Source organism: Azospirillum sp. INR13 (genome assembly GCF_015390205.1).
Taxonomy (GTDB): Bacteria; Pseudomonadota; Alphaproteobacteria; order Azospirillales; family Azospirillaceae; genus Azospirillum.
Window position 1 is genome coordinate 1 of record NZ_VUOI01000012.1, and the last position, 23487, is coordinate 23487.

At 68.3% G+C, this 23487-nt stretch carries 21 protein-coding genes; 9 read left to right on the forward strand and 12 right to left on the reverse strand.

The window, feature by feature from the left end; genetic code table 11:
• The coding region (gene tsaB, locus F1643_RS11190; protein WP_370540563.1) for a tRNA (adenosine(37)-N6)-threonylcarbamoyltransferase complex dimerization subunit type 1 TsaB at positions 1 to 744 on the reverse strand (744 nt) is incomplete at its 3' end.
• A 160-nt stretch (positions 745 to 904) separates the two neighbouring features.
• On the opposite strand from tsaB, the gene ddpX reads away from it, so the two are divergent.
• From ddpX to F1643_RS11205, 3 genes are all read left to right on the forward strand, one after another.
• On the forward strand, positions 905 to 1453 hold the full coding sequence (ddpX, locus tag F1643_RS11195; protein ID WP_194913246.1) for a D-alanyl-D-alanine dipeptidase: 549 nt from the start codon (positions 905 to 907) through the stop codon (positions 1451 to 1453).
• 209 nt (positions 1454 to 1662) lie between these two features.
• The gene (locus F1643_RS11200; RefSeq protein ID WP_194913249.1) at positions 1663 to 2715 is read left to right on the forward strand and encodes a polysaccharide deacetylase family protein; all 1053 of its coding nucleotides are present in this window, start codon (positions 1663 to 1665) and stop codon (positions 2713 to 2715) included.
• Positions 2716 to 2851: 136 nt separating this feature from the next.
• Positions 2852 to 3397, forward strand: coding sequence for a hypothetical protein (locus tag F1643_RS11205; protein WP_255542655.1), 546 nt, complete (start codon positions 2852 to 2854; stop codon positions 3395 to 3397).
• 54 nt (positions 3398 to 3451) lie between these two features.
• Here the strand turns inward: F1643_RS11205 and F1643_RS11210 are convergent, their stop codons facing one another.
• Entirely contained in the window at positions 3452 to 3655 is a 204-nt protein-coding gene (locus F1643_RS11210; RefSeq protein ID WP_014249133.1) for a hypothetical protein, read from the reverse strand.
• A 635-nt stretch (positions 3656 to 4290) separates the two neighbouring features.
• Between F1643_RS11210 and dnaK the strand changes: the two genes are divergently transcribed.
• The 3 genes from dnaK to F1643_RS11225 all read left to right on the forward strand — a co-directional run bounded on the left by dnaK (position 4291) and on the right by F1643_RS11225 (position 8910).
• Entirely contained in the window at positions 4291 to 6207 is a 1917-nt protein-coding gene (gene dnaK / locus F1643_RS11215) for a molecular chaperone DnaK (protein WP_194913251.1), read from the forward strand.
• Between the two features lie 150 nt (positions 6208 to 6357).
• Entirely contained in the window at positions 6358 to 7509 is a 1152-nt protein-coding gene (gene dnaJ / locus F1643_RS11220; RefSeq protein WP_194913253.1) for a molecular chaperone DnaJ, read from the forward strand.
• A 228-nt stretch (positions 7510 to 7737) separates the two neighbouring features.
• Positions 7738 to 8910, forward strand: coding sequence for a diguanylate cyclase (locus F1643_RS11225; RefSeq protein WP_194913254.1), 1173 nt, complete (start codon positions 7738 to 7740; stop codon positions 8908 to 8910).
• Here the strand turns inward: F1643_RS11225 and thpR are convergent.
• The 4 genes from thpR to F1643_RS11245 form a co-directional block, all read right to left on the reverse strand.
• Complete coding sequence (gene thpR, locus F1643_RS11230) at positions 8907 to 9449, reverse strand: RNA 2',3'-cyclic phosphodiesterase (RefSeq protein ID WP_194913255.1); 543 nt, start codon at positions 9447 to 9449, stop codon at positions 8907 to 8909. The genes F1643_RS11225 and thpR overlap by 4 nt on opposite strands.
• Positions 9450 to 9623: 174 nt before the next feature.
• Positions 9624 to 10667, reverse strand: a complete 1044-nt coding sequence (locus F1643_RS11235) for an NADP(H)-dependent aldo-keto reductase (protein WP_194913258.1) — start codon at positions 10665 to 10667, stop codon at positions 9624 to 9626.
• A gap of 28 nt (positions 10668 to 10695) precedes the next feature.
• A complete protein-coding gene (locus tag F1643_RS11240; protein WP_194913260.1) occupies positions 10696 to 11847 on the reverse strand; it encodes an FIST N-terminal domain-containing protein in 1152 nt (383 codons plus the stop codon).
• Positions 11848 to 11853: 6 nt separating this feature from the next.
• Positions 11854 to 12474 (reverse strand): arylesterase, encoded by a 621-nt coding sequence (locus F1643_RS11245; protein ID WP_194913262.1) that lies wholly within the window; start codon positions 12472 to 12474, stop codon positions 11854 to 11856.
• Between the two features lie 112 nt (positions 12475 to 12586).
• Between F1643_RS11245 and F1643_RS11250 the strand changes: the two genes are divergently transcribed.
• The 3 genes from F1643_RS11250 (at position 12587) to F1643_RS11260 (ending at position 17007) form a co-directional block, all read left to right on the forward strand.
• Entirely contained in the window at positions 12587 to 13354 is a 768-nt protein-coding gene (locus F1643_RS11250) for an ABC transporter ATP-binding protein (RefSeq protein WP_194913264.1), read from the forward strand.
• A 256-nt stretch (positions 13355 to 13610) separates the two neighbouring features.
• Positions 13611 to 16136 carry an ABC transporter permease gene (locus tag F1643_RS11255; RefSeq protein ID WP_194913267.1) on the forward strand — a complete coding sequence of 842 codons (2526 nt, stop codon included), beginning with the start codon at positions 13611 to 13613 and terminating at the stop codon, positions 16134 to 16136.
• A 145-nt stretch (positions 16137 to 16281) separates the two neighbouring features.
• Positions 16282 to 17007, forward strand: coding sequence for a Bax inhibitor-1/YccA family protein (locus F1643_RS11260; protein WP_194913269.1), 726 nt, complete (start codon positions 16282 to 16284; stop codon positions 17005 to 17007).
• Between the two features lie 93 nt (positions 17008 to 17100).
• Here the strand turns inward: F1643_RS11260 and F1643_RS11265 are convergent, their stop codons facing one another.
• From F1643_RS11265 to F1643_RS11290, 6 genes are all read right to left on the reverse strand, one after another.
• A complete protein-coding gene (locus F1643_RS11265) occupies positions 17101 to 17829 on the reverse strand; it encodes an S-adenosyl-l-methionine hydroxide adenosyltransferase family protein (protein WP_194913270.1) in 729 nt (242 codons plus the stop codon).
• Positions 17830 to 17983: 154 nt separating this feature from the next.
• Positions 17984 to 18688, reverse strand: a complete 705-nt coding sequence (phoB, locus tag F1643_RS11270) for a phosphate regulon transcriptional regulator PhoB (RefSeq protein ID WP_063635613.1) — start codon at positions 18686 to 18688, stop codon at positions 17984 to 17986.
• A 108-nt stretch (positions 18689 to 18796) separates the two neighbouring features.
• A complete protein-coding gene (gene pstB, locus F1643_RS11275; protein ID WP_255542666.1) occupies positions 18797 to 19543 on the reverse strand; it encodes a phosphate ABC transporter ATP-binding protein PstB in 747 nt (248 codons plus the stop codon).
• A 115-nt stretch (positions 19544 to 19658) separates the two neighbouring features.
• Positions 19659 to 20984 carry a phosphate ABC transporter permease PstA gene (gene pstA / locus F1643_RS11280; protein ID WP_194913272.1) on the reverse strand — a complete coding sequence of 442 codons (1326 nt, stop codon included), beginning with the start codon at positions 20982 to 20984 and terminating at the stop codon, positions 19659 to 19661.
• On the reverse strand, positions 20977 to 22359 hold the full coding sequence (pstC, locus tag F1643_RS11285) for a phosphate ABC transporter permease subunit PstC (protein WP_194913274.1): 1383 nt from the start codon (positions 22357 to 22359) through the stop codon (positions 20977 to 20979). The genes pstA and pstC overlap by 8 nt, the downstream gene beginning before the upstream one ends.
• The gene (locus tag F1643_RS11290; RefSeq protein WP_370540564.1) at positions 22350 to 23432 is read right to left on the reverse strand and encodes a PstS family phosphate ABC transporter substrate-binding protein; all 1083 of its coding nucleotides are present in this window, start codon (positions 23430 to 23432) and stop codon (positions 22350 to 22352) included. Before F1643_RS11290 ends, pstC begins: the two co-directional genes overlap by 10 nt.
• Between the last annotated feature and the right edge of the window lie 55 nt (positions 23433 to 23487).

Genomic DNA, 23487 nt, shown 5'->3' on the forward strand with positions numbered 1-23487 from the left:
TGACGTCGGCGGACGAAGATAGAAGGGTTCGGCCGGCAGGCCGGTTGGACGGGCGGCCCCCAGCGCCGCCACCACCGCGGCATCCGGCAACCCGTCGCCCGCCGCCACCTCCAGCCCGGACCGACCGGCCAGCAGCGGGACCAGCGCCGCCGCCGCGTCGCCGGCCAGCAGCAACGGTCCGGACGGGCACAGCGCATCGAGCCAGCCGGGGATCGCCGCCGGGTCCGGCATCGCCGGCTTCCCCACCGGCGCCAGCGTGGCGTCATAGAGCTGCAGGAAGGGCTCGGCCCGCCGGCTGTCGACGGCGACCAGCAAGGGGCGCCCGGCGCGCTCGGCCTCCGGCACGCCATGGGCGATGGCGTCGAAGCTGGTGATGCCGACCACCGGAAGATCGCGTGCGACGGCGATCCCGCGGGCGGCGGCCAGCGCGATGCGCAGCCCGGTGAAGGCCCCCGGCCCGACGGTGACGGCGATGCGGTCGAGGTCGTCGAACGCGGCGCCGGCATCCGCCAGCACCTCCTGCGCCAGCGGCACCAGCACCTCCGCCTGCCCGCGCGCCATCGGGGCACTGCGCCGCACGGTCACGCGTGGCGCGCCACTCGGGCACCCGCCAAGCCGACAGTTCCCTCCCACAGCGCGGCCCGAACAGCCGGACGTCGCCGTATCCAGACCCAGAACCTTCATCGCCCCACCTTCCTTAACCGCCGCCGTATCGGGTTTGCCGCCACGCCGGTCCGTCTTCATACGTGCCTGCCTTCACCATGGATTGCCGGCCCGGCACAATCCCGCATGGGCCCGCACAACCCGCCGGCCCGGGCATGGCAGACCCGCGACCATGGCAGGCGGCGCCGGCGCCATGCTAGAGGTCGTGCCTCTTCCCAATACGCCGACGATTGCCCTGTCCATGCTGACCGAAATCGCGCCTCCGGCCTTCGACATCGACCTGGAGCTTCTCTACGCCACCGCCGACAACCTGTCGGGCGCGCCGATCTACCGGTCGGCGGTGTGCCTGCTGCACCCCGACGCGGCCCGCCGGCTAACCGATGCCATCCGGCTGGCGCGCGGCATCGGCTGCCGGTTGCGGGTGTACGATGCCTTCCGCCCGGCAGAGGCGCAATGGCGGCTTTGGCACGCCTTTTCCGATCCGACCTACATCGCCGACCCCCGGCTGGGCTCCAACCACACCCGCGGCGTGGCGATCGACCTGACGCTCGCCGATGCCGCCGGCGTGCCGCTGGACATGGGCACCGGGTTCGACGCGATGACGGAACGGTCGCACCATGGCCGCAGCGACCTGACCGCGGAGCAGCAGCGGAACCGCGCCATGCTGCTGGGGGTGATGGTCGCCGCGGGCTGGGAGCACTACCCGTCCGAATGGTGGCATTACCAGCTGCCGGATGCGGAGCGCTACCCCCTGTTGACCGACGCCGCCGCCGGCGGGCGGCTGATGTAGGAGCGGCCGACACAGGCCGGGCAGCATCCCGACGCCGTCCGTATCAGGGCGTGTGCTACGGATCAGGCATTCCATTGTTGCACGCGCGCACCGCATCGCTGCCCTCAGCGGGAAAGTGGCGGTCGGCGCTTGTTCGCATGACGGAGACTATGGCACACCCTTTGCGTCGGGGCGGAGGTCGTCCCGGCCAGCCTATTCCGCAGGGCGCCATGCCGTTCCGTCGTGCCGTCAAGGTTCTCGCTGCCGCCGCGCTGTCCGTCTGGACTGCGCTCGTGCCGGCGTCGCGGCCTGCCATGGCCGACTCCGCTTCTCCGCCGGGCGCCAGCGCGGTCGTCTTCGCCTATGACCGCTTCGGCGAGGACCAGAACCCCTCGATCAGCATCCGCATCGACCAGTTCGAAGCCCATCTGGACGAGCTGACGGACGGCGACTACCGCGTCCTGCCGCTGCCGAGGATCCTGGATGCCCTGCGCACCGGGAAGCCGCTGCCCGACCGCACGGTCGCCATCACCATCGACGAAGCCAGCCGCTCCGCCTTCACCGAGGCCTGGCCGCGGCTGAAGGCGGCCAATCTGCCCTTCACGCTGTTCGTCGCGACCGACGCGGTCGACCGCGGCTCTCCCAGCCACATGACCTGGGGCGAAATCCGGCAGCTGGCGGCGGCCGGCGTCACCATCGGCGCGCTCGGCACCTCGACACAGTCGATGCTGACGCGCAGCCCGGACCAATTGGCCGCCGACCTGCGCCGGATGTCCGACCGCTTCCAGACGGAGCTGGGACGGCGGCCGACGATCTTCTCCTACCCGCAAGGGGAATATTCGCTGGCGGTGCGGCAGCTGGTGATGGACCAGGGCTTCGCCGCCGCCTTCGGCCAGCAGTCGGGCGTGCTGCACGCCCAGGCCGATCCCTGGAGCCTGCCGCGCTTCGTCATGAACGAGACCTACGGCAATGTCGACCGGTTCGAACTGGCGGCCAATGCCCTGCCGCTGCCCGTGTCCGACCTGACGCCCGACGACCCGCTGGTGACCGTCAATCCGCCCCCGCTGGGCTTCACCATCGCCGACGGGGTGGGGGACAGTTCGAAGCTGGCCTGCTTCGCCACCGGCCAGGGCCGCACCGCGCTGGAACGCATCGCGGAGGACCGGGTGGAGGTCCGCATCAAGGACCCCTTCCCGCCGGGCCGCGCCCGCGTCAACTGCACCCTGCCGACCGCCGATGGCCGCTGGCGCTGGCTGGGCGTGCAGTTCCTGATCCCGGAATGACGGTCTGAGGCGTTTCCCCGGGGATTTCCCCAAAGCCCAAGGGCTCCGATAGGGCATTGGCGGCACGGCCCGTGGCGCCTATGGTGCCGGCCCTGGCGCGCCGTTGCGGCGTGCGCGGCAAACCCGGGAGGGAGCGATGGCGCAAGGCCCCCAGATGCAGAACGGACAAGTGACGAATGGACCGGGATCCGACATCGGCTGGGCCGATACGGTGCGGTTCCGCCTTCCGCCGGGCTGGGCGGTCGATGTGGAAGAGCATGAGGGCCAGCCCATCGGCACCTTCCGGCCGCCGCCTCCGGCCGCCGGCGTGCTGCGGCTGGTGACCGACCGGGTGACGCCGCGGCCGGAGTCCGGCGGCGTGGCCGGCACCTTGCGGGAGATGGCCCTTCGCTTCGTCAGGCCGCAGGATCCGCGGGCCGGCGACCGGACGGTGGAAAGCCGTGCCGACGGCGCTGTGATCGCCCAGGCGATGATGCGGACGGAAGAAGACGGCCGGGCCGAGACCCATTACCTGTGGCTGGTCGGCGCGGAACGCGCGGAAGCGGCAGGGACCATTGGGGGAGCAGTGGCCGCGGTCGCGATGTTCAGCTTCGCGCTGCCCGCCCTGATGGATGGCGACGACTCCTGCGCCGAAATGCTGGGCCGGATCGACGACGCCATCCGCAATGCGGAGATACTGTAGATCCTGACGGCTGCCGCGCTCGAAACGCCGGTATGCCTAAAGCGGGGATACCGGTCAGCAGTGGCCGGCGCCGGTGGCCATCAGCGCCTTCAGGCGGACCGACTTCGGATCGTGGGCGACCGCCGCCTCTTCCGCGGCCAGGGCGGCGAGGCTGATGAAGCGCGCGAGGTCGTCCAGATCGCAACGCGTCGCGTCGCTCATCAGGCTGTCCAGGCAGGACTTGATGGCCAGGGCCACATCGCGTCGTTCGTCCATCATCGCGCTTCCCTTTCACACCTGTGTGACCAGCTTTGCATGGAACCGCTGCTGTGGTGGCTGCGACGCAGACGCCGCCGGCCCGACCCTTTGCGGTCATACCCTATAGCGCAAAGGAGATAGCATATTTCTTTTGTGGTTTCACTAATAGATTTGCCGTTCCATGAATAAACACAGCAACCGCGAATTGATTTGAAGCAGCTTAGCACGCCGTTGCTTGTTAATGAAAGGTTAACCTCAGAAGACGGTTCATAGCCGAACTATTATTCACTTGTAACACTTGTGACGAGTTGAATCAGATGCGGTGAATATCGGGATATTCGCCTCCGCGGATTTGAATACACCGGTATTCTACTGCCGCGGGACGCGGATCGGCAACGCATGCGGGAAGGACGAGACTGCAGCGTTTTTTCCCCGCTTTTGCAGACCGAAAGGCGCGCCACCCTGTTGCAGCCCGAAACGGCTCCGCCTATATCTCCGCCAGCACGGGCCGGACCCGGGGGCCTTGCTCTCAAGCATCGCTCCCCCGCGGACCGGACCCCCAAGCGCTCCACCGACGTTTCACCGACCCAATGGGGATCGCGGCGGTGCCGGACCAGACGGGCCGCCACGCATCTGCCGAACGAAAGAGGCTGAACATGAGCAAAGTGATTGGTATCGACCTCGGCACCACGAACTCGTGCGTCGCCGTGATGGAAGGCGGCAGCGCCAAGGTGATCGAGAACGCCGAGGGCGCGCGGACCACGCCGTCCATGGTCGCCTTCAGCCAGGGCGGCGAGCGGCTGATCGGCCAGCCCGCCAAGCGCCAGGCGGTCACCAATCCGGAAAACACCCTCTTCGCCATCAAGCGTCTGATCGGCCGCCGTTTCGACGATCCGCTGACGAAGAAGGACCAGGGCCTGGTTCCCTACCGCATCATCTCCGGCGACAACGGCGACGCCTGGGTCGAGGCGCACGGCAAGAAGTACAGCCCCAGCCAGATCAGCGCCTTCATCCTCACCAAGATGAAGGAAACCGCCGAGAACTATCTGGGCGAGAAGGTCACGCAGGCGGTCATCACCGTCCCGGCCTACTTCAACGACAGCCAGCGCCAGGCCACCAAGGACGCCGGCAAGATCGCCGGCCTCGACGTGCTGCGCATCATCAACGAGCCGACGGCCGCCGCGCTGGCCTACGGCATGGAGAAGAAGGGCACCGGCACCGTCGCGGTCTATGACCTGGGCGGCGGCACCTTCGACATCTCCGTGCTGGAGATCGGCGACGGCGTGTTCGAGGTGAAGTCGACCAACGGCGACACCTTCCTGGGCGGCGAGGACTTCGACAGCCGGGTCATCGAGTATCTGGCCGACGAATTCAACAAGGAGCAGGGCATCGACCTGCGCAAGGACAAGCTCGCGCTGCAGCGCCTGAAGGAAGCTGCGGAAAAGGCGAAGATCGAGCTGTCGTCCACCACGCAGACCGAAGTCAACCTGCCCTTCATCACCGCCGACCAGACCGGTCCGAAGCACCTGAACATCAAGCTGACCCGCGCCAAGCTGGAAGCCCTGGTGGACGAGCTGGTACAGCGCACGATCGAGCCCTGCAAGGCGGCCCTGAAGGATGCCGGCCTGAAGGCCAGCGAGATCGACGAGGTGATCCTGGTCGGCGGCATGACCCGCATGCCCAAGGTCATCGACGCGGTGAAGCAGTTCTTCGGCCGTGAGCCGCACCGCGGCGTCAACCCGGACGAGGTGGTCGCCATCGGCGCCGCCATCCAGGGCGGCGTGCTGAAGGGCGAGGTCAAGGACGTCCTGCTGCTCGACGTCACCCCGCTGAGCCTGGGCATCGAGACGCTGGGCGGCGTCTTCACCCGTCTGATCGACCGCAACACCACGGTCCCGACGAAGAAGAGCCAGACCTTCTCGACCGCCGAGGACAACCAGAACGCCGTCACCATCCGCGTCTTCCAGGGCGAGCGCGAGATGGCTGCCGACAACAAGATGCTGGGCCAGTTCGATCTGGTCGGCATCCCGCCGGCCCCGCGCGGCGTGCCGCAGATCGAGGTGACCTTCGACATCGACGCCAACGGCATCGTCAGCGTCACGGCGAAGGACAAGGCGACCGGCAAGGAGCAGCAGATCCGCATCCAGGCCTCGGGCGGCCTGTCGGACGCCGACATCCAGAAGATGGTGAAGGACGCGGAGGCTCATTCGGCCGACGACAAGAAGCGCCGCGAGCTGGTCGACGCCCGCAACCATGCCGACGCCCTGATCCACACCACCGAGCGGACCATCAAGGAGAACGGCGACAAGATCCCGGCCTCCGACAAGACCGCCGCGGAGGCTGCCGTCGCCGAGCTGAAGTCGGTGCTGGACAGCGAGGATCTCGACGGCATCAAGGCCAAGACCGACGCGCTGGCCCAGGTTTCGATGAAGCTGGGCGAGGCGATGTACAAGGCCGGCCAGGGCGAGGCCCCGGCGGCGGGCGGCGAGGCACCGGGCGCCCAGCCGAACGAGCCGGGCGTCGTCGACGCCGACTTCGAAGAGGTCCAGGACGACAAGAAGAAGTCGGCCTGATCTTAGGCCAGCTTCTTTTTGATACGGATCTGACGCGAGCATCGATGGCCCGCCGCCTTTCCCCGGCGGCGGGCCTTCGGTATGCTGGGCTCAGGTTCCGGCGCGACGCGGACAGTTTGGACCAGAACGACTCAAAGGCGGTCGGCCCCCATGGCGAAACAGGATTATTACGAGCTGCTCGGTGTGGCGAAGAACGCCAGCGCGGATGAGCTGAAAAAGGCTTATCGCAAGATGGCGATGCAGTACCACCCGGACCGCAACCAGGGTGACAAGGACGCCGAGCAGAAGTTCAAGGAAATCAGCGAAGCGTATGACGTCCTGAAGGACGATCAGAAGCGCGCGGCCTACGACCGGTTCGGCCACGCGGCCTTCGAGAATGGCCGTGGTCCGGGCGCGGGCGCCGGGGCCGGCGGCTTCAACTTCGACTTCGGCGGCGGCGGCGGCTTCGCCGACATCTTCGACGAGATGTTCGGCGAGTTCATGGGCGGCCGTCGCGGCGGCGGCGGTGCGTCCGGCCGCGGTCAGGACCTGCGCTACAATCTGGAGATCGGGCTGGAGGAAGCCTTCAAGGGCACCCAGACCACCATCCGCGTGCCCACCACCGTGCAGTGCGACGGCTGCAACGGCTCCGGTGCGGCGGCGGGGACCCAGCCGATCACCTGCCCGACCTGCCAGGGCCACGGCAAGGTGCGGGCGCAGCAGGGCTTCTTCACCATCGAGCGGACCTGCCCCGGCTGCCATGGCGCCGGCAAGGTCATCAAGGACGCCTGCAAGAGCTGCGGCGGCTCCGGCCGGCTGCGCAAGGAAAAGACCCTGCAGGTCAACATCCCCGCCGGCGTCGAGGACGGCACCCGCATCCGTCTGGCGGGCGAGGGGGAGGCGGGCTTGCGCGGGGCGCCGGCCGGCGACCTCTACATCTTCCTGGCGATCGGGCCGCACCCGATCTTCCAGCGCGACGGCGCCAACATCCACTGCCGGGTGCCGATCCCGATGACCACGGCGGCGCTCGGCGGTTCGGTGGAGGTTCCGACCATCGACGGCACCCGCACCAAGGTGACGGTGCCGCCGGGCACCCAGTCCGGCCACCAGTTCCGCATCAAGGCCAAGGGCATGTCGGTGCTGCGCAGCGCCCAGCGCGGCGACATGTACATCCAGGCGGTGGTGGAGACCCCGGTGAACCTGACCAAGCGCCAGCAGGAACTGCTGCGCGAGTTCGAGGGCGCCGCCAAGGAAGGGTCGAATCCACAGTCGGAAGGCTTCTTCGCCAAGGTGAAGGAGCTGTGGGAAGACCTGAAGGACTGAACCGAGGCGGCTTTCCGCTCTCCGGGACGGGCGTTGTGAACGGGCGGCGTGTCGGTGACGCGCCGCCCGTTACTTTTTGTCGCATGGCCGGAACTTTCCGTGCTTTCCGAAGGCTGAAAGGCCCTTTCCACGCAAAAGCCGTTGAAGGGATGGTCATGCGCGTGTAATCACCCATCATGGCTAACTCTTCGGCGAAATGCCCGGCTCAAGCCGGGGGCAGGCGGCTGCATGCGGGTTGACAGGCTCCTCGCTGCCCTGTTCGACGCCTTTGTCCGGGGCGACGAACTGCCCACGCTGATCCATCCGACCAACCACACCCCCATCCTGCAGCGGCGACGCGCCGCGATGATCCAGTCGCGCGTGCGGATGGTGGCGCTAATCTTCGGCATCCTGACACCGCTGTGGATCGCCATCGACGTGACGGTCTTCGAATGGTCGCTCGCGATCTGGCTGATCATCCTGCGCCTGACCGCCAGCGCCGCCTTCCTGGCGCTCGCCTTCGACCGCCGGTCGTGCGACGACATGACCTGCGCCTGGTGGCGGCTGACGGCGCTGCTGGCGATCCCGACGCTGTTCTTCGCCATCTCGCACCCGCTGCTCTACAACCAGGGCGTCGACGATCTGCGCATCGCCGTCAGCGCCGGCTATGGTTATCTGCCCTTCGTGATGGTGGCGGGTCTCAGCGTCTTTCCGCTGACCGCGCTGGAAGGCGCCCTGTTCGCCGCTCCGATGCTGGGCGCCCATCTGGCCGCCGGCTTCTATGGGTCGCTGGTGATGCCGTTCCCCTCCTACATCAGCGCGCTCTGGCTGCTGGCGCTGATCGCGGTGGTGGCGACGCTGGCGGCGATCAGCCAGCTGCATTTCATGATCGCCCTGCTGGAGCAGGCGGCGCACGACGCGCTGACCGGCGCCTTTTCCCGCCGCATCGGCGAGGAGTTGCTGAAACTCCAGGTCGCCCATGCCGAGCGGACATCGCAGCCGCTGACGGCGATCTTCGTCGACCTGGACGATTTCAAGGCGGTCAACGACCGCTATGGACATGAAGAGGGTGATCGGGTCCTGCGCCATGCCGCCAACACCATCCGCAGCCTGCTGCGCCAGTCCGATGCGCTGGTCCGCTGGGGCGGGGAGGAATTCCTGATCGTCATGCCCGACACCCCGCTGGACGGTGCGATGATCGCGGTGGAGCGGATGCGCCGCGCCGGGTTCGGCAAGCGGCCGGACGGCAGCCTGCAGACCGCCAGCATCGGCATCGCCGAGCAGACCACCGACCGCCCCGCCGATTGGGAATCCCTGGTGGAACTGGCCGACCAGCGCATGTACCGCGCCAAGCAGGACGGCAAGGATCGGGTGATCGGACCGGACTCCGACATCCAGCCCTGGGATGAAATCCTCGCCTAAGCGGCGTCGAGCGGATATTCCCGCAAGGCCTCATACACCGCGCCGCCGTTGCCGAGATGGCTGCGGTAGAGCGTGACATGCTCCACCGGCATCGGGCCGGCGCGGAACAGGCCGCGGTCGGACAGGAAGCGGCCGATGCGGTCGGCGGGCGCGTCCTTCAGCCGGGCCAGCGTGACGTGGGGTGAGAATTTCCGCTCCTCCGCCGGCAGGCCGCAGCGGACGAGAGCGGATTCGACCTTTGCCTGCAGATGGGCCAGCGCCTCGCTGCGCTCCACCCCCGCCCATAGAACCCGCGCCCGGCGCGCGCTGCCGTACACGCCGACCCCGTCGAGGGTAAGCGGGAAGGCTGGTGCGCGAATCTCGGCCAGCGCGGCGTCGATGTCCATCGCCTGATCCTCCGGCACCTCGCCGATGAAGCGCAGGGTGAGGTGCAGGTTTTCCGGCTCGGTCCAGCGCGCACCGGGCACCCCGCCGGCCAGCCCCGCCAGCCGCTGGCGTACCTCCTCCGTCAGGTCGATGGCGACGAACAGGCGGAGCATGGGACACCTCAATTTATCCGCGGAGTTAGACCCCCACCTAACCTCCCCCACTGGGTGGGGAGGGACTGCCGCTGAACGCCGAAAACGGTCCATTTCCCTCCCCTGCGATCGGACCGGCCTTCGGTCGGCCGAGAGCGGGGGAGGGTCAGGGGGGGGACAACCGCAGCCGGCGCTTTACGGACACGGATCCGGCATGCGGTTGTGCACGGCGTCGATCTCCGCCATCACCTCCGGCGACAGGGTCAGGTCGCTGGAGTCGATGTTGGAGATCAGCGTCTCCATCGTCGTCGCCCCGATCAGCGACGAGGTGACGAAGGGTTGCTGCACCGTAAAGGCGATGGCCATCTGGTTGGGCGCCAGACCATGGCGGCGGGCGATGTCCAGATAGGCCTCCGTCGCCGCATCCGCGTTGACGGTGGCGTAGCGCGACGGCCGATGGTCGAGCGCGCGGCGGCTGCCCGGCGGGACGGTGCCATTCAGATACTTGCCGGTCAGCGTTCCGGCGGCCAGCGGCGAATAGGCAAGCAGCCCGACATCCTCGCGCAGGGACACCTCCGACAGCCCGTTCTCGAAGGTCCGGTTCAGCAGGTTGTAGGCGTTCTGGATCGAGGCGACGCGCGGCAGGCCCGCGACCTCGGCAGCGCGCAGCCAGCGCATCACGCCCCACGGGCTCTCGTTCGACAGACCGATATGGCGGATCTTGCCGGCCTGCACCAGTTCGGCCAGCGCCGCCAGCGTCTCCTCGATCGGCACGCCGTCCTGCTGCGGCTTGTGCTGGTAGGTGCGGACGCCGAAGCGGTTGGTGACGCGGTCGGGCCAGTGGATCTGGTAGAGGTCGATGTGGTCGGTCTTCAGCCGCGACAGGCTGGCCTCCACCGCCGCGAAGAGGTTGGCGCGGTCCAGCCGCGACTTGCCCTCGCGCACCCAGCCGAAGCCGCCGGCCGGCGCGCCGATGATCTTGCTGGCGAGGATCACCTTGTCGCGCTTGCCGCGCGACCGGAACCAGCTGCCGATCACCTCCTCCGTCTTGCCGTAGGTGTCGGCGGTGGGCGGGATCGCGTACATCTCCGCCGTGTCCCAGAAATTGATGCCGCGGTCGAGTGCCGCGTCCATCTGGGCATGGCCTTCGGCCTCGGTGTTCTGGCGGCCCCAGGTCATGGTGCCCAGGCCGATGGCGCTGACCGACAGGCCGGTTCGGCCGAGCGGACGATACTGCATCCGGAACGTTCCTTATTCGAAATGATCTTTACAGAAAGAGCGTCAACACGCCGGTGTAGCCATAGAGCCGGTTGTGCGACACTTCGCCCGACGCGAAGAAACCCGTCAGCGGGATGTCGCCGAAGGTCTCGCGGATCATCGACAGCTCGGCGTCGGCGGTGCCGAACAGGCTGGGACCGCGGGCGATGCAGCTGACATACACCGCCCCCTTCGGCGTCGCCTTCACCCGTTTCCTGAGGTTGTCCAGCATCCGGCGCATGTCGGCGGCGGCGGTATCATGATCGCGGCGGGTGAACATCACCGGCTGGCCGGTCGTCACCCGTTCGGCGATGGAAATCCAGCCGGCGCGCGGGTCGATGGCGATCAGGTCGCGGACCAGATAGTCCTGGGTGTCGGATCCGACGATGGGCAGCCCGGCGCAGATCAGCCCGGACACCTGCCGCAGGTCGGCGGCAAGCTCCGGACCGATGTCCTCCTTGAAGACGTCCAGCGCCGGGCGGCCGTCGATCTCCAGGATCACGTTGTCGTCGCTGGCGGTGACGGTGCGGTTAGGCCCGATGGGGCGGCAGCCCTGGGTCAGGGCGGTGGCGACCGGCAGATTGGGCGCGAACAGCACACCCGACACGCCGCCGTCGGTGACCGGATCGGCATCCTCGGCCCCGGCTGCGATCTGCGGGAACTCCCCGCGCGAAGCGGTCAGGCCGCCGACCAGGAAGACGCCGGCCTCCTCCGACAGGCGGGACACCAGCCCGGCCATGTCGGCATGGTGCGGATCGACATGGACCAGCGCCAGCGCCGCGCCATGCTTGTCCAGCCAGCCGCCGGCACTGCCGCGCATCGGCTCCAGCCCATCGGTCAGGGTGGGGAACAGGCGGAAGCTGTCCTCCGGCAGGCGGGCGGCCATGATCGCCAGCCCCGGCTCGTCGAACAGGGCCTCACCGTTCGCCATCACGCCGATGCCCACGGTGCCGACCCAATGGCGGATGCCGGTAACGCCGCGCAGCAGGGTGACGATGCTGGTCGCATGCTCCGCCAGCCCGTCGGTCAGGTAGAGGAAGCCGAGGTTGCAGCCGGCGACCGGCCCCAGCTTGTCCAGGCAGGCCTTGACCGTCGGTCCCCACTCCGCCCCGGCGGCGCAGGCGGCGTGAAAGCGGGTGTCGCTGTCCAGGGTAACGGTCATGATGGGTCAGCCTCCGGGTTTTTCGGTAGTCTTCTGGATTTGCGGCAGACTGTCGAGCAGGGCCGTGACGGAAGGCAGGATGCGCTCCACGATCGTCGCCACACCCTGGGCATTGGGATGCAGCCCATCCTGCTGGATCAGCGACCGTTCGAGCGCCACCCCGTCTAGGAAGAAGGGGTAGAGCGGCAGATCATAAGTCTTCGCAAGGTCGGGATAGATGGCGTTGAACTTGTCGGTATAGGGCTTTCCCAGGCTGGGAGAGGCGTACATGCCGGCCAGCAGCGTCGGAATCCTGCGATCCTTCAGCGTCTTCAGGATGACGTCGAGGTTGTCCTTCGCCTGTGCGGGATCGAGCCCGCGCAGCATGTCGTTGGCGCCCAGCTCGACGATGGCGGCGTCGGGCTTGTCGGCCAGCGCCCAGTCCAGCCGCGCCCGGCCGCCGGCTGTGGTGTCGCCCGACACGCCGGCATTGACGACGGTGACGCTGTATCCCTTGTCGGCCAGCGCCTTTTCCAGCTGGCGGGTGAAGCCCTGCGGTTCCGGCAGGCCGTAGCCGGCGGTCAGGCTGTCGCCCAGCGCCAGCAGCTTCACCGGCTGCGCCGCCTCTGCGCGGGTCGGAACGGTCATCGATACCCCTGACGCAAAAACGAAGGCGAGCGCGGCGCCGATGGCACCCATGTTGAAAGCCCGGCGGGTCGAGCCATATGGCGATGGTCCGTTCCGCTTGTGCGAGAGTCGCATGTCCAAAGTCCAATCCTCTGCAACGTCGTCCAATTCCATCGCCCGACCCCACCATGATTCCATCGTGGAACTCGACGACGTCCACTTGAGATTGGACAGCGGTGCCGGGCCCGTCAACATCCTGCGGGGCGTGAATCTTCAGGTGGCCGCCGGGGAGCGGGTCGGCGTCGTCGGCCCCAGCGGCTCCGGCAAGTCGACCATGATGATGGTGATGGCCGGCCTGGAACGCCCCAGCGGCGGCACCGTCCGCGTCGCCGGGCAGGAGCTGAACCGGCTGGACGAGGACGGCTTGGCGCGCTTCCGCCGCCAGCATGTGGGGATCGTCTTCCAGGCTTTCCATCTGGTGCCGACCATGACGGCGCTGGAGAATGTCGCCATCCCGCTGGAATTCGCCGGGATCGCCGACGCCTTCGACCGCGCCCGCATCGGGTTGGAGCAGGTGGGGCTGGGTCACCGCATCCACCATTATCCCGGCCAGCTTTCGGGTGGCGAGCAGCAGCGCACGGCGCTCGCCCGCGCCTTCGTGACCGAGCCGTCGCTGCTTCTGGCCGACGAGCCGACCGGCAACCTCGACATCGACACCGGCGCCACCATCGTGAAGCTTCTGTTCGATCTGGCCGAGCGGCGCGGCACGACGCTGGTGCTGATCACCCACGACCCGAGCCTCGCCGCGCGCTGCGACCGGACGGTCCGGCTGGCCGACGGCCGCATCGCCGACGACGGGCAGGCGGCGCGGCGCGCAAGGCTGCAGGCGGCGGGGGAGTGAGGGGGATGTTCGCAACTCTCGGGACCGTTTCCACCTCTCCCCCCCGCTCACGCGCAAACTTCGTTTGCGCTGACGCGACAGGCGGACCAAAGGTCCGCCGAACGCGGGGAGAGGGTCGGGGTGAGGGGGACGCAGTGCGTGGCGTTGCTCGACGCGCAACGTGCTTTTCATCACCATACTTCTCGCCATGCATCCCCCTCACCCTAACCCTCTCCCCAGGGGGGAGAGGGGACAGTCGCAGGGGGAGGGTCACGCAATGACCAACCTCACCCTCGCCCTCCGCCTTGCCCGGCGGGAGCTGCGCACCGGCCTGAAGGGCTTCTGGGTCTTCCTCGCCTGCCTGGCGCTGGGCGTCGCCGCCATCGCCGCGGTGCAGTCGGTGTCGAGCGGGCTGCTCGACGGGCTGGCCAATGACGGACGTTCGATCCTGGGCGGCGACGTCGCGTTGCGGCAACTCTACAGCCCGCCGGCCGACGAGCAGATGGCGGCGTTGACCGCCGGCGGCCGGGTGTCGACCTCCGCCGAGATGCGGGCGATGGCGCGCGCCGACGACGACGTCCGCTCTTCGCTGGTCGAGTTGAAGGCGGTCGACGACGTCTACCCGCTCTACGGGACCGTCACCCTGGTGGGCGGCGGCGACCTGCGGGACGCGCTGGCGCAAAAGAACGGCCGCTGGGGAGCGGTGATCGAAGCGAGTCTCGTCGACCGGCTGGGCGTGAAGACCGGCGACACCATCCATGTCGGCGAGGGTGCCTATCGCGTCGCCGCCGTGCTGGACCGCGAGCCGGACCGCGCCTCCTCCAACGCCTTCTCGCTGGGGCCGCGCCTGATGGTGGCGCTGCCGTCGCTGCAGGGCACCGGGTTGCTGCAACCCGGCAGTCTCACCTGGTGGAGCGCCAAGGTCGCGCTGCCGCCGGAAACCGACCTGAAGGCGTGGCAGGAGGATTTGCGCACCCGCTTCCCCGACGCGCCCTGGCGGATGCGCGACTACACCAACGCCTCGCCGCAGATCGAGCGCTTCATCGACCGCATGACGCTGTTCCTGACGCTGGTCGGGCTGACCGCGCTGCTGGTCGGCGGCGTCGGGGTGGGCAATGCGGTGCGCAGCCATCTGGATTCGCGCGCCCGCACCATCGCCATGATGAAGTGCATCGGCGCGCCGGGTGCCCTGGTGTTTCAGCTCTATCTGGCGCAGATCCTGGCGCTTGCCCTGCTGGGCATCGCCATCGGGCTGGCGCTGGGTGCCGTTGCGCCGCTGGCGCTGGGCCGTCTGCTCGACGGCGTGCTGCCGGTGTCGGCCCAGATCGGCGTCTATCCGGGGGCGCTGGCTCTGGCCGCGCTCTATGGCGTGCTGACGGCGCTGACCTTCTCGCTCTGGCCGCTCGGCCGGGCGCGGGAGGTGCCGGCCGGCGCCCTGTTCCGCGACGTGATCGCCCCGGCCGCCGGTCGGCCGCGCATGCCCTATACGGTGGCGACGATCGCGTCGGCGGTTGCGCTGGCCGGACTGGCGGTGCTGACCGCCCATAACAAGCTCTTCGCCCTGTGGTTCGTCGGCGGCTCCATCGCCACCTTCATCGCCTTCCGCGCTGCGGCTGACCTGGTGACCTGGGGCGCGAAACGCGTGGGCCGTGTCCGTCGTCCGGGATTGCGGCTGGCGCTCGCCAACCTGCACCGGCCGGGCAACCCGACGGCGGCAGTGGTGCTGTCGCTCGGGCTCGGCCTGACGGTGCTGGTCGCCATCGCGCTGATCCAGGGCAACTTCTCCCGCCGGGTGTCGGAGACGATCCCGCAGGACGCTCCCAGCTTCTTCTTCGTCGACATCCAGCGCGACCAGTTCGACCCCTTGCGCGATCTCGTCACCGCCATCCCCGGTACCAGCGCTTTCGAGGCGGTGCCGAGCTTGCGCGGCCGGATCGAGCGGGTGAACGGACAGGAGGCCGAAAAGGCGCTGGTGAACCCCGAGCAGGCCTGGATCCTGGCCGGCGACCGCGGCATCACCTATTCGGCGACGCTGCCGAAGCATTCCACCGTCACCGCCGGCAGTTGGTGGGCGGCCGACTATGCCGGCCCGCCGCTGATCTCCATCCACCAGAGCGTCGCCGAGGCTTTCGGCATCGGCCCTGGCGCCACGCTGTCGATCAACATCCTGGGCCGCGGCATCGAGGCCACGGTCGCCAACGTCCGCGCCGCCGATTTCAGCAGCATGGCGATCAATTTCACCATGGTCTTCGCCCCGGGCACGCTGGAAGGCGCCCCGCAGACCTGGGTCGCCACGGTCCGCGCCACGCCGGATGCCGAAACGCAGGTGCAGCGCGCCGTGCTGCAGCGCTTCCCCAACATCACCATGGTGCGGATCAAGGACGCGCTGGACACGGTGTCGGAGATGCTGGGCCATATCGGCACCGCGGTGCGCATCGTCGCCGGCCTCACGCTGGCCGCCGGCACGCTGGTGCTGGCCGGCGCGGTCGCCGCCGGCCACCGCCGCCGGGTCTACGACGCGGTGGTCCTGAAGGTGCTGGGGGCGACGCGCGGCGACGTGCTGCGCGCCTTCCTGCTGGAGTACGGGTTGCTGGGCCTGCTGACCGCGGTCATCGCCGGCGGCATCGGCACGCTGACCGCCTGGGCGGTGCTGCGCTTCCTGATGCATTGGGAGTGGAGCTTCCTGCCGTCGGCGGTGGTCACCACGGCCTTGCTCAGCACGGCGATCACTCTCGCTTTCGGGTTCTATGGTACTTGGCGGGCACTGGGCCAGCCGTCCGCGCCTTTGCTTCGCAACGAGTGATTCCCGCGGCGGAAAGCGGTAGCAAAAACGAAACGTGAAAGCTTTTTCATCTTGGAGAACCGCTGCCGATTCCTATTGAACCGATTTGCGGACTCGCCAATATGTCATCCCGACGGGATCACCCTATTCCACCGAGGAAACCAACATGGCAGACCCGACCTATAACCGCTTCGCGACCGCAGGCCGCGCGACAGATCGGGGATACTTCGACGAAGGCCTGCGGCAGCACATGCTGCGCGTGTACAACTACATGGGCGCCGGCCTGATTCTGACGGGCCTGGTCGCCGCGCTCGTGTCGTCCAGCCCGGCCATGATGGCGGCAATCTTCGGCACTCCGCTGAAGTGGGTGGTGATGCTGGCCCCGCTGGCGTTCGTCATGGTGCTGTCCTTCGGCATCCAGCGCCTGTCCTTCGCATCCGCCCAGCTCGTCTTCTGGGCCTATTGCGGCGCGATGGGCCTGTCGATGTCGGCGATCTTCCTGGTCTTCACCGGCGCCTCCATCGCGCTGACCTTCTTCGTCACCGCCGCGACCTTCCTGGCGATGAGCCTGTACGGCTACACCACGAAGGCCGACCTGTCGAAGATGGGCTCGTTCCTGATGATGGGCGTCATCGGCCTGGTCATCGCCGGGCTGGCGAACATCTTCTTCCAGTCGCCGGCCCTGCACTTCGCGATCTCCGCCATCGGCGTGCTGATCTTCACCGGCCTGACCGCCTACGACACCCAGTCGATCAAGGAAAGCTACGCCGAGGGCTACGATCACGAGAGCACCGGCAAGCTCGCCCTGATGGGCGCCCTGACGCTGTACCTGGACTTCATCAACCTGTTCCAGTTCCTGCTGCAGTTCCTGGGTCAGCGCAACAACGACTGAGCCTGAAAGACGCCTGATCGGACAAGCATCGGGTCAAGCAGCAACCGCCCGGAAGCACCCGCTTCCGGGCGGTTTTCTTTTGCCCGGAGTTTTTCAGACTTCTACGGTCACCGCATCGCCGACCTTGAGACCAAGCGCATGGTCCGCCCGTCCGCGGTTCACGGCGATCTCGGCAAGCCCGTTGGAGTTCCCGTACCACAGCGGCTCCCCCGGTCCGACGGCACCGAAGGTGCGGGCACGGGTGATGCGGGTGCCGGCGGCGGTCAACACGGCATCGGCGGGAAGGGTGGATGCCCGCATGCCGGTCATGGCGTTGCCGTAGACATCGACATAGACGATGCGCGGCAACTCGTCCGGCCAGTCGGGGCGGTCGATGGCGGCGAGGGGGAGGGGGCTGCGCTGCACCGGCCGGCCGGTCGCCAAATCGGCGGCGACAGGGGCGAACAGGTCGCGGCCATGGAAGCTGGCGGACAGCCGCTCCGGAATCCAGTCGATGGTCCAGGCGTTTAGCGACGTTGCGCGGCGGGCGATCAGGGCGAACAGGCCGTTGTCGGGGCCGACGAACCACCGCCCGTCCGCCTCCACCATCACCGGCCGCCGGTCGGTGCCGACGCCGGGATCGACGACGCAGAGGAAAACGCTGCCGGCGGGGAAGGCCGGGGCGTAGGCCGCCAGCAGATAGGCGGAGAGCTGCGGGTCGAAGGCGGGAGCGTCGGCGAACAGGTCGATGACCGGAACGGCGGGCGCCCGTTGCACCAGCACCGCCTTCATCTGGCCGGTGTAGGGGCCGGATTGGCCGAAGTCGGTGAAGAGCAGGATCATGGGGCAATCTCACCAGTGCCGCTGCAGACTTACCCCCACCCTAACCCTCCCCCGCTGGGCGGAGGAGGGGACAAGTGCTGATGCGGGAGAGTGGCGGCAGTCCCTCCCCCGCCCAGCGGGGGAGGTTAGGCGGGGGCAATCGAAGCCAGCATCCTCACACCGACTTCGTATCCAGCGCATACCCCGCCGACCGTACGGTGCGGATCAGATCCAGCTCGTCCTCTTCGTTCATCGCCTTGCGCAGGCGGCGGATGTGTACGTCGACCGTACGCGGCTCGACGTACACGTCGTGGCCCCACACCAGATCGAGCAGCTGTTCGCGAGAGAAGACGCGGCCGGGATGCTGCATGAAATGGCGCAGCAGGCGGAATTCCGTCGGGCCCAGATGTACGTCCCGGCCGTTGCGGCGTACGCGGTGGGCGGCCAGATCCATCGTCACGTCGGCGAAGGTCAGAACCTCGTCCGTCATGCCGGGCGAGGCGCGGCGCAGCACCGCGCGCATGCGGGCCACCAGCTCGGTCGGGGAGAAGGGCTTGGTGATGTAGTCGTCGGCGCCGGAATTCAGGCCGCGCACCCGGTCGCCCTCCTCGCCGCGGGCGGTCAGCATGATGATCGGGATGTCGCGGGTCTTGGCATTGCGGCGCAGCTGGCGACAGACCTCCAGCCCGCTCATCAGCGGCAGCATCCAGTCGAGCAGCACGATGTGCGGCGTCTGTTCGCCGGCGGCCAGCAGAGCCTCCTCGCCGTCGCTGGCGGTGGCTACGCGGAAGCCTTCCTTTTCCAGGTTGTACTTCAACAGCGTCAGGATGTCGGCCTCGTCCTCGACGACCAGGACGAGCGGCTTCAGGGCCGCGTTCATGGAGGCTCCGTTCACAGCGCGCGTCTCGACGTTAACCGGCATGGGACAGCCTTTTCAACAAAGGAGGGAAGGGGCGCAGGCATAAGGCAGGACTTTTAGGGACAGGGCTCAGCCGTAGCGGCCGGTGATGTAGCCCTGGGTGCGCTCGTCGCGCGGGTTGGTGAAGATCTCCTCGGTGTCGTCGCACTCCACCATCTCGCCCAGATGGAAGAAGGCGGTGCGCTGCGACACGCGGGCGGCCTGCTGCATGTTGTGGGTGACGATGACGATGGTGTAGTTGGCCCGCAGCTCGTCGATCAGCTCCTCGATGTGGGCGGTCGCGATGGGGTCGAGCGCCGAGCAGGGCTCGTCCATCAGGATCACCTCGGGGCTGACGGCGATGGCGCGGGCGATGCACAGCCGCTGCTGCTGGCCGCCGGACAGGCTGGTGCCGGGTTCGCGCAGGCGGTCCTTCACCTCGGCCCACAGGCCGGCGCGCTTCAGCGAGGTCTGCACCACATCGTCCAGCTCGTCCCGGCCGGAAGCCAGTCCATGGATGCGCGGGCCATAGGCGATGTTGTCGTAGATCGACTTCGGGAAGGGGTTCGGCTTCTGGAACACCATGCCGACGCGGGCGCGCAGCTGCACCGCATCCACGGTCCTGCCGTAGACGTCCTCGCCGTCCAGCGCGATCCGCCCCTCGACCCGGCAGCCCTCGACGGTGTCGTTCATCCGGTTCAGGCAACGCAGGAAGGTGGACTTGCCGCAGCCGGACGGGCCGATCAGCGCCAGCACCCGGTTCTCGTGGATGTCGAGGTCGATGCCCTTCAGCGCCTGCTTGGCGCCGTAGAACACCTTGACCCCGCGCGCGGTCATCTTGGCCGGGAAGTCCGCTGCGGAACGCGGCTCCGCCCGTCCATCGCCGCGGGGACGAAGCTTCAGCTGGCCCGGAATGCCGCTCGGGATGCCGCTTGCAATGCTCATGGGGCGCTCACCACCGTCTCTCGAAAATCTTGCGCAGGATCACGGCCGTCCCGTTCAGCAGGATCAGGACGCCGAGCAGGATCAGGATCGCCGCCGAGGTGCGTTCGGTGAAGGCACGCTCCGGGCTGTCGGCCCACATGTAGATCTGAACGGGCAGCACCGTGGCGCTGTCGGTCAGCCCATGGGGCACGTCGACGATGAAGGCGACCATGCCGATCATCAGCAGCGGTGCCGTCTCGCCCAGCGCGCGGGCCATGCCGATGATGGTGCCGGTCAGGATGCCGGGCATCGCCAGCGGCAGCACATGATGCAGCACCGTCTGCAGGGGCGAGGCGCCGATGCCCAGCGCCGCCTCGCGGATCGACGGCGGCACCGCCTTCAGCGCGACGCGGGCCGAGATGATGATCACCGGCAGCGTCATCAGCGCCATCACCAGCCCGCCGACCAGCGGCGCCGAGCGCGGCATGCCGAAGAAACCGAGGAACACGGCGAGACCCAACAGGCCGAAGATGATCGACGGCACCGCGGCGAGGTTGTTGATGTTCACCTCGATCAGGTCGGTCCAGCGGTTCTTCGGCGCGAACTCCTCCAGATAGACCGCTGCGGAGATGCCCACCGGCACCGACAGCGCCATGGTCACCAGGAGCGTCAGCAGCGAACCGACGATGGCGCCGCCGATGCCGGCCTGCTCCGGTTCCCGGCTGTCGCCGGCGGTGAACAGGGTGGTGTTGAAGCCCTGCGCCAGCGCGCCGGACGCCAGCAGCGCGTCGGCCGCGGCGATCTTGGCGTCGCTGAGCCCGCGCTCGCTCTCCGGCAGGTCGCGGCGGTAGCGTCCCTTCACCAGCTGGTCGATCTCGTCGTCGGCACGCACCCAGACGGTCAGAGTGGTGCCGACCAGCGCCGGGTTCTTGGCGACCATCGCCTCCAGCTCGTACGGCGCGCCCGACGACAGCAGGTCGTTCAGCACGCGGCGGCCGGCGCGGTCGGTCACCTGCGGGAATTGGGCATGGAGCGCCCGGCGCAGCAGGGGCATGTAGTTGCGCTCGGCGACCTCGGCCGGATCCAGCATCACCTCCAGCCGGATCCGTGCTTCCCAGAAGGCGGTGCCGCCCTTGGCGACGATCGAGCCCAGCAGAACCACCAGCATCAACGCCGCCAGCGCCACCGCCGCCGCACCGGCCAGCCGGAAGCGGCGCTCCGCGGCATGGCGGGCGCGCAGACGGCGGGCGAAGGCCTCGCTCCTGACGCGCGACTTCGCCGGACTGTTGGAGCCGGAGGAGGAGGCAGGGGAGGGCGTCACGGCCGACACGTCCTGCTCGACGAGGTCAGTCATATTTTTCCCGATAGGTCCGGACCACCCGCAGGGCGACCATGTTGAGGCAGAGCGTGACGAGGAAAAGCACGAGGCCCAGGCCGAAGGCCGACAGCGTCTTCGGGCTGTCGAACTCCTGGTCGCCGACCAGCAGCGTGGCGATCTGGGTGGTGACGGTGGTCACCGCCTGCAGCGGATTGGCGGTCATATTGGCGGTCAGGCCCGACGCCATGGTGACGATCATCGTTTCGCCGATGGCGCGGCTGACCGCCAGCATCACCGCGGCGACGATTCCCGGCAGCGCCGCCGGCAGGACCACCTGCTTGATCGTCTCCGACTTGGTGGCGCCCAGGCCGTAGGAGCCGTCGCGCAAGCTCTGCGGCACCGCGTTGATGACGTCGTCGGACAGCGAACTGACGAAGGGGATGATCATCACCCCCATGACGATGCCGGCGGCCAGCGCCGATTCCGAACTGACGTCCAGCCCCAGCGCCTCGCCCACCGACCGCACGAAGGGCGCCATGGTCAGCGCGGCGAAGAAGCCGTAGACCACGGTCGGAATGCCGGCCAGGATCTCCAGCGCCGGCTTCAGCCAGGTGCGCATACCGCGCCCGGCATATTCGGACATGTAGATCGCCGCCATCAGCCCGACCGGCACCGCGACCAGCATGGCGATGACGGTTATCAGCAGCGTGCCGGCGAACAGCGGGATCGCCCCGAAGGAGCCGCTGGAGCCCACCTGATCGGCCCGCATCGCCATCTGCGGGCTCCAATGGGTGCCGAACAGAAAGTCGAGCGGCGAGACGACGGTGAAGAAGCGCAGCGCCTCGAACAGCAGCGACAGGACGATGCCGACCGTGGTCAGGATGGCGACCATCGAGCAGACGATCAGCGCCACCCGCACCACCCGCTCCACCACCGGGCGGGCGCGCAGGTCCGGCCCGATGCGGTGGCGGCCCCAGGCGAGGCCGGCGACCGCCAGGCTGGCGCCGACGGCCAGCAGGCTCCAGTCGGCAAGGTCGCGCAAGCCCGCATAGCGGCGGGCGGCATCCTGCACCAGGGGATCGGGCTCACGCCCGGTGGCAATGCCGCGGGCGAGGTTGAGGATGTCTGCCTTCAGCAGGGCGACCGACTGGCCGTCGCCGGTCGTCAACCGCTCCGGCAGGGAGGACAGGACCAGCTGCATGGCAAGCCAGCCTTCCGACGCCGTCCAGGCCACGAACAGCAGCAGCGCAGGCAGCCCGGCCCATAGCGCCACATAGACGCCGTGGTAGGACGGCACCGAATGCAGTTCCGCCACCCGCCCGCCGACGGACGCCGCCGCCCGCGACCGGCCGGTCATGAAACCGATTACGGTGAGCAGGGCCAGGATGAGGGCGAGAAGGGTCAGCTGCATACGAAATGCCCGGAGGGAGAATGGGTGGTCAGAACTGCAGCGGCGTCAGGCCGACCGCCTGGGTGGCGGGCGGCGTCGCGCAGGGCCTTCGGCTCCGGGATCAGGCCCTTGTCGACCAGATAGCCGTCCTCGCCCACCGCGCGTTCGGAGGTGTATTCGCCGATGAACTCGCGGATGCCCGGAATGACGCCGGCATGGGCGGTCTTGACGTAGATGTAGAGCGGACGCGCCAGCTCGTACTTGCCGGCTGCCACGGTCTCCGCCGTCAGCTCCACCCCGTCCATCGGCGCCGCGCGCAGCGTGTCACGGTTCTGGTCGAGATAGCTGTAGCCGAAGACGCCGAAGGCGTTGGGGTTGGCGGTCAGCTTCTGGACGATCAGGTTGTCGTTCTCGCCGGCTTCGACATAGGCGCCGTCCTCGCGGATGGTCATGCAGGCACGCTCGCGCGCTTTTTCGGCGGGCACCGCCTTGGCGACCTCGGCCACCTTCTTGCAGCCCTCCAGCATCGCCAGCTCGTTGAAGGTGTCGCGGGTACCGGAGGTCGGGGGCGGGCCCAGCACCTCGATCGCAGCCTTGGGCAGCGACGGGTCGATGTCCGACCACTGCTTGTACGGGTTGGCGACCAGGGCGCCGTTCACCGGCACCTCCTTCGCCAGCGCCTTCCACAGCACGACGGTCGACAGCGACACCGGCACCGCCTTCTTGGACGAGGCCAGCGCGATGCCGTCATAGCCGATCTTCAGCTCGGTGATCGTGGTGACGCCGTTGGCGGCGCACTGGTCGACCTCCGACTTCTTGATGCGGCGCGACGCGTTGGCGATGTCGGGATGGGCCGGGCCGACGCCGGCGCAGAACAGCTTCAACCCGCCGCCGGTGCCGGTGGACTCGATCACCGGCGTCTTGAACTTGCCGGTCTTGCCGAAAGCCTCCGCCACCGCGGTGGTGAAGGGGAAGACGGTAGAGGAGCCGACCGCGCGGATCTGGTCGCGCGACTGCGCCGAAGCGGGGGTGGCGGCGAAGCTCAGGGCCAGGGCAAAGGCGCTCGCGGCGATGACAGGCGTCCGGGTGGTCACGGGTGCCCCTCCTTGAGGAAACGGAGACTGCTCCATTGTAATGGCGCGGACCATA

Bases quoted from the DNA above. Each gene is read 5' to 3' on its own strand.
- F1643_RS11225 (WP_194913254.1), top strand. From the start codon at position 7,738: ATGCGGGTTGACAGGCTCCTCGCTGCCCTGTTCGACGCCTTTGTCCGG.
- F1643_RS11260 (WP_194913269.1), top strand. From the start codon at position 16,282: ATGGCAGACCCGACCTATAACCGCTTCGCGACCGCAGGCCGCGCGACA.
- thpR (WP_194913255.1), bottom strand. From the start codon at position 9,449: ATGCTCCGCCTGTTCGTCGCCATCGACCTGACGGAGGAGGTACGCCAG.
- F1643_RS11235 (WP_194913258.1), bottom strand. From the start codon at position 10,667: ATGCAGTATCGTCCGCTCGGCCGAACCGGCCTGTCGGTCAGCGCCATC.
- F1643_RS11210 (WP_014249133.1), bottom strand. From the start codon at position 3,655: ATGATGGACGAACGACGCGATGTGGCCCTGGCCATCAAGTCCTGCCTG.
- F1643_RS11265 (WP_194913270.1), bottom strand. From the start codon at position 17,829: ATGATCCTGCTCTTCACCGACTTCGGCCAATCCGGCCCCTACACCGGC.
- F1643_RS11240 (WP_194913260.1), bottom strand. From the start codon at position 11,847: ATGACCGTTACCCTGGACAGCGACACCCGCTTTCACGCCGCCTGCGCC.
- F1643_RS11255 (WP_194913267.1), top strand. From the start codon at position 13,611: ATGACCAACCTCACCCTCGCCCTCCGCCTTGCCCGGCGGGAGCTGCGC.
- pstA (WP_194913272.1), bottom strand. From the start codon at position 20,984: ATGACTGACCTCGTCGAGCAGGACGTGTCGGCCGTGACGCCCTCCCCT.
- dnaK (WP_194913251.1), top strand. From the start codon at position 4,291: ATGAGCAAAGTGATTGGTATCGACCTCGGCACCACGAACTCGTGCGTC.
- F1643_RS11250 (WP_194913264.1), top strand. From the start codon at position 12,587: ATGTCCAAAGTCCAATCCTCTGCAACGTCGTCCAATTCCATCGCCCGA.
- pstC (WP_194913274.1), bottom strand. From the start codon at position 22,359: ATGCAGCTGACCCTTCTCGCCCTCATCCTGGCCCTGCTCACCGTAATC.
- ddpX (WP_194913246.1), top strand. From the start codon at position 905: ATGCTGACCGAAATCGCGCCTCCGGCCTTCGACATCGACCTGGAGCTT.
- F1643_RS11200 (WP_194913249.1), top strand. From the start codon at position 1,663: ATGCCGTTCCGTCGTGCCGTCAAGGTTCTCGCTGCCGCCGCGCTGTCC.
- F1643_RS11245 (WP_194913262.1), bottom strand. From the start codon at position 12,474: ATGACCGTTCCGACCCGCGCAGAGGCGGCGCAGCCGGTGAAGCTGCTG.
- pstB (WP_255542666.1), bottom strand. From the start codon at position 19,543: ATGACCGCGCGCGGGGTCAAGGTGTTCTACGGCGCCAAGCAGGCGCTG.
- phoB (WP_063635613.1), bottom strand. From the start codon at position 18,688: ATGAACGCGGCCCTGAAGCCGCTCGTCCTGGTCGTCGAGGACGAGGCC.
- dnaJ (WP_194913253.1), top strand. From the start codon at position 6,358: ATGGCGAAACAGGATTATTACGAGCTGCTCGGTGTGGCGAAGAACGCC.
- F1643_RS11205 (WP_255542655.1), top strand. From the start codon at position 2,852: ATGGCGCAAGGCCCCCAGATGCAGAACGGACAAGTGACGAATGGACCG.